This window comes from Acidisoma sp. PAMC 29798, assembly GCF_030252425.1.
In the GTDB taxonomy this organism is placed as follows: domain Bacteria; phylum Pseudomonadota; class Alphaproteobacteria; order Acetobacterales; family Acetobacteraceae; genus Acidisoma; species Acidisoma cladoniae.
Genome location: NZ_CP126996.1, coordinates 67638 through 82054 on the forward strand (window position 1 = coordinate 67638; position 14417 = coordinate 82054).

General features: G+C 63.6%; 9 protein-coding genes and 1 CRISPR repeat array. Of the genes, 7 read left to right on the plus strand and 2 right to left on the minus strand.

Annotation, left to right across the window (positions count from 1 at the left end):
* Positions 1-18 precede the first annotated feature (18 nt).
* From QP803_RS23120 to cas2, 7 genes are all read left to right on the plus strand, one after another.
* A complete protein-coding gene (locus tag QP803_RS23120; protein WP_284948271.1) occupies positions 19-2262 on the plus strand; it encodes a CRISPR-associated endonuclease Cas3'' in 2244 nt (747 codons plus the stop codon).
* Between the two features lie 111 nt (positions 2263-2373).
* Positions 2374-3039, plus strand: coding sequence for a type I-C CRISPR-associated protein Cas5c (gene cas5c / locus QP803_RS23125; protein WP_284948272.1), 666 nt, complete (start codon positions 2374-2376; stop codon positions 3037-3039).
* Positions 3036-4931: a type I-C CRISPR-associated protein Cas8c/Csd1 gene (gene cas8c / locus QP803_RS23130; RefSeq protein ID WP_284948273.1), complete on the plus strand. Its 1896-nt coding sequence runs from the start codon at positions 3036-3038 to the stop codon at positions 4929-4931. Before cas5c ends, cas8c begins: the two co-directional genes overlap by 4 nt.
* Before the next feature lie 3 nt (positions 4932-4934).
* Entirely contained in the window at positions 4935-5828 is an 894-nt protein-coding gene (cas7c, locus tag QP803_RS23135) for a type I-C CRISPR-associated protein Cas7/Csd2 (RefSeq protein WP_284948274.1), read from the plus strand.
* 15 nt (positions 5829-5843) lie between these two features.
* The gene (cas4, locus tag QP803_RS23140) at positions 5844-6473 is read left to right on the plus strand and encodes a CRISPR-associated protein Cas4 (RefSeq protein ID WP_284948179.1); all 630 of its coding nucleotides are present in this window, start codon (positions 5844-5846) and stop codon (positions 6471-6473) included.
* Entirely contained in the window at positions 6466-7506 is a 1041-nt protein-coding gene (gene cas1c / locus QP803_RS23145; RefSeq protein WP_284948180.1) for a type I-C CRISPR-associated endonuclease Cas1c, read from the plus strand. The genes cas4 and cas1c overlap by 8 nt, the downstream gene beginning before the upstream one ends.
* A 3-nt stretch (positions 7507-7509) precedes the next feature.
* Positions 7510-7800 (plus strand): CRISPR-associated endonuclease Cas2, encoded by a 291-nt coding sequence (gene cas2 / locus QP803_RS23150; RefSeq protein ID WP_284948182.1) that lies wholly within the window; start codon positions 7510-7512, stop codon positions 7798-7800.
* Between the two features lie 193 nt (positions 7801-7993).
* Positions 7994-12050: direct repeats of the CRISPR family, unit length 32 nt; unit sequence GTCGCTCCTCGCGCGGGAGCGCGGATCGAAAC.
* Between the two features lie 50 nt (positions 12051-12100).
* On the opposite strand, the gene istB is transcribed toward cas2, so the two are convergent.
* Positions 12101-12796: an IS21-like element helper ATPase IstB gene (istB, locus tag QP803_RS23155; protein WP_434082940.1), complete on the minus strand. Its 696-nt coding sequence runs from the start codon at positions 12794-12796 to the stop codon at positions 12101-12103.
* Between the two features lie 79 nt (positions 12797-12875).
* Positions 12876-14384, minus strand: coding sequence for an IS21 family transposase (gene istA, locus QP803_RS23160; RefSeq protein WP_284944277.1), 1509 nt, complete (start codon positions 14382-14384; stop codon positions 12876-12878).
* Positions 14385-14417 lie beyond the last annotated feature (33 nt).

Consider the following 14417-nt stretch of genomic DNA (forward strand, 5'->3'; position numbering starts at 1 on the left):
ACGGAGCGTTAGAGCCATATGGCATATTACGCGCATAGCAGCTCTGGTCGCCTTGAAAGTCAGTGGGAGCTCATATCGGTCCATCTGAACGAGGTGGCAGCGCTGGCAGCGGACAGCGGCGCCCGGTTCGGCGCGAGCGACCTTGCCGGCGCTGCGGGCGCGTTGCACGACCTCGGCAAATATAGCGCCGCCTTCCAGGAGCGATTGCGGAACCCCGCCGTCACCACCGATCATTCCACCGCGGGCGCCATCTGGGCACGCGCGCATTTGGGCGACAAGTGGGGCCGGCTGCTCGCCCATGTCATCGCCGGGCATCACACCGGCTTGAAGGATGGGCTGTTCGATCCCGAGGGCCGCCTGGCAAGCAAGAGCGGCCTGCTCCCCCCGGTGGAACGTGCGGCCAAGAGCGATGGCTTGGTGCTGCCCCAAGGCGCGATGACTCCGGTCGGGCGGCTGAAAGTGCTGAATGAGGAAGGTTTCCAATTCGCATTCCTGACGCGCATGATCTTCTCATGCTTGGTCGATGCCGATCGGCGCTGTGCGGCTGCCTTCGAGGCCCGGATGGGCGGGCAGCCGACCGAGGAGACGAACCATCCCTCGATCGATGTGTTGGCATTGGCCTTATCCGCCTTCATGGCGCAACGGAAGGCGGAGCCGAGCACGCTGAATACGCTGCGCGGTGATGTATTGCGCGCGGCCATCGCCACAGCCGAGCAGGCTCAGGGCGTATTCACACTGACCGTGCCGACGGGCGGTGGCAAGACGCTGAGTTCGCTCGCCTTCGCGCTGGCCCATGCCAGGAAACACGGCCTCGATCGCGTCATCGTGGTCATTCCCTATACCTCGATCATCGAGCAGACGGCGGCCGTCTACCGCGCGGCACTGAAAGACCATGAAGGTGCGGTTCTCGAACATCACAGCGCTTTCGAGATGGAGGAGGAGGCGACATGGTCCCGCGACAGGATTGGGCCGGATCGGCTGCGCCTGAGCATGGAACGCTGGGACAGCCCCATCATTGTCACGACCGCCGTGCAGTTCTTCGAGAGCCTTTTCAGCGACCGCACCAGCCGCTGCCGCAAGCTGCATAGCATCGCGCGCAGTGTGGTGGTGCTGGACGAGGCGCAGACCATGCCCCTTCCGCTGCTTCGCCCTTGCGTTGCGGCGCTGAAGGAACTGGCGCGCAACTACCGCACCTCGGTCGTCTTATGCACCGCGACGCAGCCGGCTTTGAAGGCCGGCCCGCCCGGCACGAAGACCGGCTTCGTGGGTGGTTTCACGACACTGCGGGAGATCGCGCCCGACGTACCGTCCTTGTTCGCGGCGCTGCGCCGGGTGACGGTGCGCGACATCGGTGTTCAGACGGATGACCAGCTTGCCGCGCGTATCGCGACCAGCCCTCAGGCCCTTTGCATTGTCAATCAGCGGGCCCATGCGCGGGCGCTGTTCGGCGCCATCCGAGACCTGCCGGGTGCGCGTCACCTCTCGACCACCATGCACAGCGTTCATCGCGCCCGCGTGCTGGCGGAGATTCGGGACGATCTGAAGAACAAGCGTGCCTGTCGCGTTGTCGCGACATCGCTGGTGGAGGCGGGCGTCGATGTCGATTTTCCCCTCGTGCTGCGGGCGACGGCGGGGCTCGACCAGATCGCCCAGGCGGCGGGCCGCTGCAATCGGGAGTTCGAGCGCAGGCCGGAGGAGAGCGAGGTTCTGGTCTTTAAAGCCGCAGCCTATGACGTCATCCAGCAACTCAAGATCAATGCCGAAGTTGGGGGTGAGATCTTGACCCTGCATGCAGGCGATCCCTTCAGCCCGGACGCGATGCGGGCTTTCTTCGAGATGCTGTATTGGCGACGCGGCAAGGAGGATTTGGACAAAGGCCGTGTCTTGCAGACATGTGCGGACAAGGCTGCCGACCTCAACTTTCCTTTTCAGGAGATCGCCGCCTCCATGCGCTTCATCGATGACGTGATGGTTCCGGTGATCGTGGCGGCGGAGGATAATGGGGAGGTGCGCCCCCTTATCGAAGCACTACGCTATACAACGCGGGTGGGCGGCATTGCGCGAAAGCTTGGGCGCTACACGGTCGGCGTGCCGCGCCCTGTGCGATCGGCGATGTATGCTGCGGGCGTGGCGGAACGTATCCGACCGGAGGAGTTTGAGGACCAGTTCGTGATTCTGCTTAACCTGGAGCTGTATAAGGCGGATGCTGGGCTCGACTGGAACGACCTGACGTTCCGGACGGCAGAAAGTCTAATGGGATAGAAGCGTTGTTTGACGTCCATCGGGCGGCAACGACGCCCGATGGCAAGCCACCCTTGTCAAGTCATAGGGTTAATGACAGTGTCGGAATTATAACAATTGACGAGTCATGCTGTGATTCGCGTAAAAATCTGGGGCCCGCGCGCCCTGTTTTCCCGGCCGGAAATGAAGGTCGAACGGGTCAGCTACGACGTGATCACGCCCTCGGCGGCCCGTGGCGTGCTCGAAGCCATCCATTGGAAGCCGCAGATGGTCTGGCGCATCGAGCGTCTGCGCGTCCTCAACCCGATCCGCTTCGAATCGCTCCGCCGCAATGAGGTCGGATCGAAGGTCCCGATGAGCAAAGTCGCTTCGGCAATGCGTGCCGGCACGACCGAAGGCGTTGCGCTGAATGTCGATGAAGACCGGCAACAGCGTGCGGCGACACTCCTTAAAGATGTCGCCTATATCATCGAGGCGCGGGTTGAGCTGACGGCCAGGGGGCGCGCCGACCCCAGCGAGACCGTGCAAAAGCACCTGGACATGGCCAAGCGGCGCGCGGCGAAGGGGCAGTGCTTTCATCATCCCTATCTCGGCACGCGCGAATTCGCCTGTGACTTCGAATTGCTGGAGGGCGAGCCACCCCCCGCGCATGACAGCCTGAAGGGAACGCGCGATCTCGGCTGGATGGCGCTCGATCTCGATTATGCCGCCGGCAACGAGGCGCGTTTCTTTCGCGCCACGATGGTCGATGGCGTGATCGAAGTACCGGCCTTGAGTGACGAAAGCGTCACGGGATGACGATCCTGCAATCGCTCGCCACGCGGTATGAGCGGATGGCAAAGGACGGCAAGGCGCCGATCCCAGGTTTCGCACCCGCGCAGATCAGCTTTGCGATTGTTCTCGACAAAGCCGGCAATGTCGTGACGGTCGATGATCTGCGTGTCGGCGAAGGCAAAAAGCTGCGTCCGAAGATCGTGCAGGCTCCCACTGCGCCCAAGCGCACGGTTGGCATCGCGACGGGCGTGTTCTGGGACAAGACATCCTATGTCCTTGGTCGCACGAAGCCGGATATGACGGTCTCTCCGGTTAAGCAGGCGAAGGACGTCGAGCGACTCATAAAGGAACACGCGGCATTCGTGGCGCGGCATGAAACGCTTTTGTCTGAGACGAACGACATCGGCTGCTTCGCTCTGCTCGCCTTTCTCCGAGGTTGGTCGGCGGACGCCTATGACGCTCTTCCCTATGCGATGGAGATGCTCGATCAGAACGTCGCTTTCCGCTTGCACTATGAAAACGAATTCGTCCATGACCGCCCGGCGGCGCGCGCCGCTCTGATGGCCGAAGCGGATGGACAGGACTCTGGGCCCAAGGGAATGTGTCTCGTCACGGGCGAGACCCTGCCGATCGCGCGGCTGCATCCTTCGATCAAAGGTATTGCGGGGGCGCAGTCTTCCGGCGCCGCGCTTGTGTCCTTCAATCTTGATTCCTTCACGTCTTATGGCCACGCGCAAGGTGCGAATGCACCGGTGTCCGAAGCCGCCGCCTTCGCCTATGCGACGACCCTCAACAGCCTGCTCGCGAATGATGGCACAACAGCGAACGGCCGGACCCGCTACCGCAACCGCGTCATGCTCGGTGAGACGACGGTGGCCTTCTGGGCGGAACACGGAAAGGCCGAGATCCTCGCGCGCGCCCTGATGGGCGAGGAGGAAGAAGCCATCGCCGATGACGATGCCCTGCCGGTTGATGAGACGACCGAGACCAGCAAGCTCCGCGATGTGCTGACCCTGATGCAGGATGGTAAGCCGCTGCAGCAGGCGGCACCCGACATGGATGCGGCGTCGCGGGTCTATGTGCTGGGCCTCAGCCCCAATGCCGCGCGGCTTTCCGTGCGCTTCTGGGTCGAGCAAACGCTTGGGGATTTCGCCCGACACTTTCAACAGCATTGGGAGGATCTCCGCATGGACCCTCCGCCCCATCCCTGGCCACCGCCGCTATGGCGTCTTTTGCTGGAACTGGCCCCGCAACGAAAGGCGGAAAATGTTCCGCCCCATCTCAGCGGTGAGGTGATGCGGGCGGTCCTGACGGGTCTGCCCTATCCGCGCGCATTGCTGACGCAAACCATCATGCGCATCCGCTCGGATCGCGATGAGGAAGACCGGCGCACCGGGCGCGTGCTGGAAAAGGTCAGCGACCTCCGGGTCGCGACTCTCAAGGCCTGCCTCGCGCGAATGTATCGCTGGAAACTGATTGCGGAGGACGTGCCCGTGTCGCTTGACCTGACGACGACCAACAGCGCCTACCGCCTGGGCCGTCTCTTCTCGGTGCTGGAGCAGTTGCAGCGCGCGGCCCTGGGCCAGCGAAACGCTACGGTGCGGGACCGCTTCTATGCCTCGGCCTCCGCCACGCCGGCTTTGGTGTTTCCGTCGCTCATCCGCAACGCTCGCAATCATAGCAAGACGATTCGCACCAAGGTCGGCGCCGGCCTCGCGGAGTGGTTCGAGGATCGCATTGCCGAAATCGCTTCCGGTCTTGAGGGTGCCTTTCCAAAGACGCTGCCGATGGAAGAGCAGGGACGCTTCGCGCTCGGCTATTACCATCAGCGTGACGTGTTCCGTCGCAAGAAGGACGTGCCTGCAGAGATCGAGACGGCCGCAGCCACCGCAGATCTATCCGAAGAGGGTTCATAGACCATGTCCGAGACGGCTTCTCCGGCGATCAAAAATCGCTACGACTTCGTTTTTCTCTTCGATGTCCGCAATGGCAATCCGAACGGCGACCCCGATGCCGGCAATATGCCGCGCATGGATCCGGAAACGAGCCGTGGCCTCGTCACGGACGTTGCCATCAAACGCAAGATTCGTAACTATGTCGCCATGGCGCGGGGTGATACGCCCGGCTACGATATCTATATGCGGGACGGGGCGGTGCTGAATTTACAACACCGGAAAGCCTATGCACATTTCAAGATCGAACCCGACACGAAGTCCAAGAAAGCCCCCAAAGACAAAGCGCAGGAGCTTACGCGCTGGATGTGCGACAACTTCTTCGACGTTCGAACCTTCGGCGCCGTCATGTCGACCGAAGTGAATGCCGGACAGGTGCGCGGCCCGATCCAACTCACCTTTGCCGAAAGCATCGATCCCATCGTTCCCATGGAAATCACCATCACCCGCTCCTCCGTCACCAACGAGAAGGATGCCGAGAAGAACGACCGCACCATGGGCCGCAAACATATCGTGCCTTACGGCCTTTATCGCGCCCATGGCTTCGTTTCGGGTCGCCTCGCCAATGACGCCACGAAAGGCACGGGCTTTTCGGAGGCCGATCTTGCTCTCGTCTGGGAAGCGCTCGCGACGATGTTCGATCATGACCGCGCCGCTGCGCGCGGCGAGATGACCGCGCGCGGCCTCATCGTCTTCAAACATGAGAGCGACCTTGGCAATGCGCCGGCGCACAAGTTGCTGGAACGCGTGACGGTCACGCGCGCGGAGGGGGAGGGGCCGCCGCGCGGCTTCGCGGATTACGTCGTGGCCGTGAATAGCGCCGACCTGCCAGCCGGCATCACGATCGAAACCAAGATCTGACAGAGCGGGGCGGTGATGTCGGATGCCGATCTCATCGCCCTGTCCGCGCTTCAGCACTTTCTGTTCTGCCCACGGCAATGCGCACTCATCCATATCGAGCAGGCTTGGGCCGAGAATGCCGCCACCGCCGAGGGCCGCGTCGCGCATGAGCGCGTTCATGCCGTCGAAACTGAGGTGCGGCGGGGCGTTCGCACTGTCACGGGCATGCCGCTGCGCTCCGATCGCCTCGGCGTCACCGGCATTGCCGATGTGGTGGAGCTGCACCGCGCGGTGGATGGCGGGTGGCGACCTTATCCGGTAGAACACAAACGCGGCCGGCCGAAGGCGCATCGAGCGGATGACGTGCAGCTCTGCGCCCAGGCATTCGCCCTGGAGGAGATGTTTGGCGCCGAGATCACGGAAGGCGCCTTGTTCTATGGCCTGCCGCGCCGCCGCAGTGTCATCGTTTTCGACCCTGTTCTACGAGACCTGACCCGAGAGGTGGCGCGGTCAACTCGCTTGCTCCTCGCCGCCGGCCATACACCCCGGATGGCCTATGAAAAGAAACGCTGCGACGCCTGTTCCCTCATCGAAATCTGCCGGCCGCGCATCACGGGCGCCGAGCGCTCTGCCGCAGACTGGCTGAAAGCGCAGCTTGATGCGTAAATTACTCAACACGCTCTACGTCTCCACCGAGGGTGCTTATCTGCGGCGCGATGGTCTCAATGTTGTCGTAGAGGTCGAACGGGTAGAAAAGCTTCGCGTGCCGCTACACCTCCTTGGCAGCGTAGCGGTGTTCGGTCAGGTGTCTTTGTCGCCGGCACTGATGGGCAGCCTGGCGGAGGCCGGAATCGTCACCGCCTTCTTCGGCACGAACGGCCGCTTCCTCGCGCGTGTCGAGGGTCCCGTTTCCGGCAATGTGCTGCTACGCCGCGAACAATATCGGGTCATGGATGACGGGCCAGATTGCACGCGCATCGCGCGGGCGATCGTTGCGGCAAAGTCGCTCAATCAGCGCAGTGTCTTGCAGCGCGCCTTGCGTGACCATGGGTCGGCACTCACGGATGCGGCGCGGGACGCGGTGATCGCAGCCATCGACCGAATGCAGGATATCGCACGCCGCGCCTTGCATGAAACCGATCTGGACCGTTTGCGCGGTCATGAGGGTGAGGCCGCCGCTCTTTATTTCGGCGTTTTCGGCCATGCGCTGCGGGTCACGGATCCGGCGCTCGCCTTTCGCGGGCGGAGCCGGCGGCCGCCGATGGACGTGCCAAACGCCCTCCTTTCCTTCCTTTATACCCTGCTGGTGCATGATTGCCGGGGCGCATTGGAGGGGGTGGGCCTCGACCCTGCCGCAGGTTTTCTTCATCGGATGCGCCCCGGCCGGCCGAGCCTCGCATTGGATCTGATGGAAGAGCTACGCGCGCCCTTAGCCGACCGTCTTGCGCTCTCAATGCTCAATCGGCGTGAGTTGGTGGCGGGTGATTTCCGCATCATGGAAAACGGTGCCGTGCTTCTGGCGGAGGACAGCCGCAAGACGGTGCTGACCGCCTGGCAGGAGCGCAAGCGCGAGGAGATCGAGCATCCCTTCCTTAAGGAGCGAACATCGCTGGGGTTGCTGCCTCATCTGCAGGCGAGCCTGCTGGCGCGTGCACTGCGTGGCGATCTTGACACCTATCCGGCCCTGATTTGGAGGTAGCGAATGCTCATCCTGGTCAGCTACGATGTGGAAGTCACCTCGCCCGGGGGCGCCCGGCGCCTCCGCCGTATTGCCCGCGCCTGCAAGGATTACGGTCAGCGCGTTCAGTTCTCGGTGTTCGAGATCGAGGTGGCGCCCGATCAATGGGTGTTGCTGCGGGCTCGGCTGGTTGGGGAGATGGACCCAGTGCGGGACAGTCTGCGGTTCTATTTCCTCGGCAGTGGAGGCCGCCGCAGGATCGAGCATCTCGGTGCGAAGCCGGTGGTGGATCTGGACGCGCCCTTGATCGTATGAGGGTCACAGCTCTTCGCGCGAACCTGAAGCGTCCGGCGTTTTCCCGATCGGTTCGCGGGCGCTCTTTGCCATTGTAAATCAGAATGTTACGCTGGAGACGTTGCGCGTCGCCTTTCGAGGGCGGTGCGGCGGGGTCGGTTTCGCGCGAACCGGCGGATTTCGGATGCCTTTTCCACCAGGTGTGATGGAGGGGGTCGCTCCTCGCGCGGGAGCGCGGATCGAAACTCGTAAACGAGGAGCGCGCCCTGCGCGGCCGACGTCGCTCCTCGCGCGGGAGCGCGGATCGAAACGCACAAGAGCCCCTCGATGTTGTGCTACGGGACGTCGCTCCTCGCGCGGGAGCGCGGATCGAAACGCGGCATGTCGCGGAACACGAAACCCCACCGCGCGGTCGCTCCTCGCGCGGGAGCGCGGATCGAAACATGGACACGCCGCTGCACGACTGGGCCTCGGATGTCGCTCCTCGCGCGGGAGCGCGGATCGAAACTGCATAAAGCCAGGCTTTGCCGGGGGCGTAGCGGGGTCGCTCCTCGCGCGGGAGCGCGGATCGAAACATGATGAACCGAAAGCTGCTCACCGCCGCGCAGGCGTCGCTCCTCGCGCGGGAGCGCGGATCGAAACCACTCCACTGTTGACCGCTCCAAACTTGGCCCGCGTCGCTCCTCGCGCGGGAGCGCGGATCGAAACCCTTTAAATGCTGTCAGCGATTGCAACGACCCAAGTCGCTCCTCGCGCGGGAGCGCGGATCGAAACGAGTTCGTCGTTAAGATCATCGACGTGATCTAGGTCGCTCCTCGCGCGGGAGCGCGGATCGAAACCTGGAAGCGTCGTCTCTGTTCTCCCGGCGCCCGTGTCGCTCCTCGCGCGGGAGCGCGGATCGAAACCTTTAAATGCTGTCAGCGATTGCAACGACCCAATGTCGCTCCTCGCGCGGGAGCGCGGATCGAAACATCGCGCGGGTGTGCCCTTTGCGGTCGAGCTTGCCGTCGCTCCTCGCGCGGGAGCGCGGATCGAAACACGGGTGACGTGCGCACGACCGCCGACATCATCGTCGCTCCTCGCGCGGGAGCGCGGATCGAAACGCCATCCAGGCCGTGACAGCGGGCGAGAGCGTGCGTCGCTCCTCGCGCGGGAGCGCGGATCGAAACTTTGCAACCCCCACGTGTAATTTATGGCGTGGGAGTCGCTCCTCGCGCGGGAGCGCGGATCGAAACCCGCAACGGGCGCGTTTCGCGCATTAGCCATTGAGTCGCTCCTCGCGCGGGAGCGCGGATCGAAACTTTTCGATGAGGTTGACGGCTATCCCACTGGTGGTCGCTCCTCGCGCGGGAGCGCGGATCGAAACACGACATTGCCGGACGGCTGCGTGATCACGATATAGTCGCTCCTCGCGCGGGAGCGCGGATCGAAACATCAAACGCTCGCGATGATGCTCGACAATTCGGAGTCGCTCCTCGCGCGGGAGCGCGGATCGAAACATGACTTGGTCAGAACCTCATCGACGTTAGGACGTCGCTCCTCGCGCGGGAGCGCGGATCGAAACTGCCTCCTCGCGCCCGTCACCGCAGCGTATCTCGGTCGCTCCTCGCGCGGGAGCGCGGATCGAAACGCTTGATCCTCGGTCATCTCCGATCCTCCAGCTGGTCGCTCCTCGCGCGGGAGCGCGGATCGAAACACCCCGGCACAGCTCGAGCAGGAACGGCGCGAAGTCGCTCCTCGCGCGGGAGCGCGGATCGAAACTGGCATGATGCCGTTTATGATCGTCTCAACTTGGGTCGCTCCTCGCGCGGGAGCGCGGATCGAAACAAGTTTTCTTTCTCAATGAAGACGTGGACGTGAAAGTCGCTCCTCGCGCGGGAGCGCGGATCGAAACTGGGCAATAGCGACCGGATTTGCGCTTCTGGGAGTCGCTCCTCGCGCGGGAGCGCGGATCGAAACTGGTCAAGCAGCAGATTGGAAACGTCGCGGCGCGTCGCTCCTCGCGCGGGAGCGCGGATCGAAACAGTCCAAGGACAAGTCCTCCAATGCGTCAACCGAGTCGCTCCTCGCGCGGGAGCGCGGATCGAAACAGAACCATTACGCGATGAACCAGCAGGCGTTGCAGGTCGCTCCTCGCGCGGGAGCGCGGATCGAAACCAGATGGAGCCTGCGACCTATCGCGACATCTGGAGTCGCTCCTCGCGCGGGAGCGCGGATCGAAACAGGTCTCAAATGATCTGACCACGAAGGCGGGATCGTCGCTCCTCGCGCGGGAGCGCGGATCGAAACGCTTGATGCGAATGGCTGTCCCTTCGAAGTCGCGTCGCTCCTCGCGCGGGAGCGCGGATCGAAACATGTCGGCGGCGAGCGGCAGCGCCATGCCGCGCACGTCGCTCCTCGCGCGGGAGCGCGGATCGAAACGAACGTCGGCGCTGGCCTCGAGCAGTCCATCAGCGTCGCTCCTCGCGCGGGAGCGCGGATCGAAACAACAAAGAAACCTTGAAGGAAGCGGCGCTCATTGTCGCTCCTCGCGCGGGAGCGCGGATCGAAACTTCAAGAAACTCGGCGCGAAAGAACTGCGCTTGACGTCGCTCCTCGCGCGGGAGCGCGGATCGAAACAGTTGACCATCAATCCGACGCCGGTTGTTCCGACGTCGCTCCTCGCGCGGGAGCGCGGATCGAAACCGACGACGCGCAAATTTCCAATCGTAATCGGCGAAGGTCGCTCCTCGCGCGGGAGCGCGGATCGAAACATTCGACTTCGACTTTACGGTTCGTGATTACGGGTCGCTCCTCGCGCGGGAGCGCGGATCGAAACACGATGCCAAGGCCAAGGTCGAGCATCGCATGATCGTCGCTCCTCGCGCGGGAGCGCGGATCGAAACTGGATCAACTCATTGATCTGATCGACAACGGGTGTCGCTCCTCGCGCGGGAGCGCGGATCGAAACCCCAGTTGCACGGTCACGTCATGCATCGCGGAGGGTCGCTCCTCGCGCGGGAGCGCGGATCGAAACACGATTATCCCTTCCGCGATGACGTATGGCCCGGTCGCTCCTCGCGCGGGAGCGCGGATCGAAACTCTCTGGCGCCGAGGGCGCGCTCGGGGGCGTTGGTCGCTCCTCGCGCGGGAGCGCGGATCGAAACTGACCGTTAGCGCCTTGACTGCGCCGATCGCCGCGTCGCTCCTCGCGCGGGAGCGCGGATCGAAACCAAATCAGTAATACAAAGGCAGGTGCCGCGATCGGTCGCTCCTCGCGCGGGAGCGCGGATCGAAACAGGCCGGCGCGATCCTTTCCAGCAATTCTGCTCGTCGCTCCTCGCGCGGGAGCGCGGATCGAAACTTCTATCGGTTCCGTTGCCCGCTGCGGTTTGGAGCGTCGCTCCTCGCGCGGGAGCGCGGATCGAAACTCCTACAGAATATGTTCCACGTCGATCCGGCTGGTCGCTCCTCGCGCGGGAGCGCGGATCGAAACTGGGTGAAGATCGCCGCGACCCTGACTAATTCCGGTCGCTCCTCGCGCGGGAGCGCGGATCGAAACATGTGCAAGGGGCGGCTTCGAACAGGGCTGGGACAGTCGCTCCTCGCGCGGGAGCGCGGATCGAAACCCATTCGCCTGATCGTGGTTGACACGCTCAGCCGTGTCGCTCCTCGCGCGGGAGCGCGGATCGAAACGTGATGTCGAGGTTGGAACAAACAACGTCGCCCTGGTCGCTCCTCGCGCGGGAGCGCGGATCGAAACCAGCTGAAGGGGAAAGATGCGGTAGCGGCGCTTGTCGCTCCTCGCGCGGGAGCGCGGATCGAAACATTACCTCGGGGTTATGGCGGAACTCGATCTTCTGTCGCTCCTCGCGCGGGAGCGCGGATCGAAACCCTGCGTGGTGAGGCCATCAAAGCCTCGTCCAACGTCGCTCCTCGCGCGGGAGCGCGGATCGAAACTGGTTTGACGTGGATGCAGAAGACGCTGTCGCAAGACGTCGCTCCTCGCGCGGGAGCGCGGATCGAAACTTTCGCGTGTTATATGCTCGATCAACCGGAACTTGTCGCTCCTCGCGCGGGAGCGCGGATCGAAACAATGTCTATCTCCCTCCCTTGTGGGATGGCGATGTCGCTCCTCGCGCGGGAGCGCGGATCGAAACGCATCGGTTGCGCCAGACTTCCTGCGGGCAGGTGGTCGCTCCTCGCGCGGGAGCGCGGATCGAAACTTCACTGCGAAGCCGAGCCGCGCACCAAAGTCGAGTCGCTCCTCGCGCGGGAGCGCGGATCTGTCAATCAGCGTTGAATAGTTACCAGGCAACAGCGTCCAAAAGTTTCCACTTTCTCAGCTGTTTTTCGGCTGTTTCTTTCGCTGCTTGAAGCGGAACGAGTCGTTGCCGGTCTCCAGGATGTCGCAGTGGTGGGTGACCCGGTCCAGCAGTGCGGTTGTCATCTTTGGGTCACCGAAGACACCCACCCATTCGGCAAAAGAGAGGTTGGTTGTGAAGATCAGCGAGGTCTTTTCGTAGAGCTGGCTGATCAGGTGGAACAGCAGAGCGCCGCCCGAGGCTGGGAACGGCAGATAGCCGAGTTCGTCGATGATCACGGCGTCGGTCTGCACCAGCTGACGGGCGAGATTGCCGGCGCGTCCCTGCTGTTTCTCCCGCTCCAGCTGGTTGACCAGGTCGACGGCGTTGTAGAAGCGCACGCGTTTGCCCTGGTGGATGGCAGCGACACCCAGCGCCGTCGCGATGTGGGTCTTTCCGGTGCCGGTGCCGCCGACCAGGATCAGATTGTGCGCGGTTGCCATGAAGGCGGCGGTCGCCAGTTGTTCGATTTGCGCCTGCGGCAATGGGGTTTCGGCCCATTCGATACCGGTCAGGTCGCGATGAACAGGGAAGCGCGCGGCCTTGAGCTGGTAGCGCAGGCTGCGGACCTGGCGATCGGCAAGCTCGGCTTCGATTAACCGGTCCAGCCATGCCTCGGGCTGCATCGGCCGACGTGGGCCTTCCGCCAGCAACTCGCTCCAGGCGGTAGCCATGCCGTAGAGATGTAGCGCACTGAGTTGGCCGAGGCGGTCTACGCCGGAAGCAACCAAGGCAAGAGGCTTAACAGCAAGATCAGTGGATGACATGGCTCACCTCGCGCAGGTGGTCGTAGCGGCCGCAATCGGCGCGCGGCTCGGTTTGGAGCTTCAGCATGTCGGGCACGTTCAGCATGGCGGGCGTGCTGGGTGCGACAAGCCGGCGCATCTCGTTCAGCACCACGGCGGCAGTGATGACATTGCCGTCCAATACCAATTCGCAGGCGACCTGCAGCGGCTCCAGGCCGAACTCGCGTGCCATCATCAGCAACTCGACAAAAGCACGATCGCCTTTCGGCTGCTTGAGAATGCGGTCGCGCACCAGCCGGATGGGCGTGGGCAAATCCCATTGCTGGAACGGCACACCGTTGCGCAATGCGCCAGGTTTGCGTTCCAGGATCGGCAGATAATGCCACGGATCGCAGATCAGTTGATCACGCCCATACCGCCGGGCATGGTCGGCGACGATTGCGCCGTCGGCCACGATGCGCACGCCGGCGGCTGAGGTGCGCACCGAGACAGCGCGGCCGGCGAAGGCGGCTGGCACGCTGTATCGGTTGCGATCCACCGCCACCAGGCAGGTGCTCGACACGCGCAGCATATGTTCGACATAGCCGTCGAATGTCGCGGTGATCTGCCGCAGCGACGGCTGCTCCTCGGCAAAGCACGCGGCAATCGAGCGCTCCGGCGTTACCGGGTGTTTGCGCTGCGCCAGCTCCCGGCAGCGCGTGGCCAGCCAGACGTTCAGCGCATCGAAGCTGATAAAACGGGCCAGCGGCGTGAATAGCCATTCGCGGATGTTGCCAACCTGGTTCTCGACCTGCCCCTTCTCCCATCCAGAGGCGGGGGTACAGGCGACGGGCTCAAACAGATAGTGGTTGGCCAGCACCATGAAGCGCCGATTGAACTGCCGCTCCTTGCCGGTAAATATCGTCTCCACAACGGACTTGAGGTTGTCGTAGACCATGCGCTGGGGCACCCCGCCGAAGAAGGCGAAAGCGCGGTTATGCGCGTCGAAGACCATCTCCTGGGTCTCGCGTGGGTAGGCCACCACGAACATCTGCCGGCTGAAGGTCAGCCGGAAATGCGCAACCTTGATGGTCTGCATGACGCCGCCGAGTTCGACATGCTCATGGCTCCAGTCGAACTGGCACACCTCGCCGGGTGCGAAGGCCAGCGGGATAAAGGCGTGCGCCAGCGCCGGGCCCGACTTGTCCGCCTTCCAGCGCCGCACGAAACGTTGCACGCTGTCGTAGGCGCCGCGGTAGCCCTCCGCCTGCAAACCTTCGAATAGCCGCTGGGCCGTGCGGCGCTGGGCTTTCGGGAGAAGCCCTTCGGTCCGCAGCCACGTCTCCAGCGTCTGCTGGACCGCTCCCAGCATCGGCGTTGGCTGCCGGCTGCGCTGGTAGGACGGCTGGGCTTCGGTCCGGCAATGCCGGCGGACGGTCTGCCGGCACAGCTTAAGGTCCCGCGCGATCGAGCTGATGCTCTCGTGGCGGACCAGATGGCGGCGCCGGATCTCGGCAATCAAGTCCATGAGCAGCACCCCAGATTCCCCAGCAAAAATGCCGGATGATCG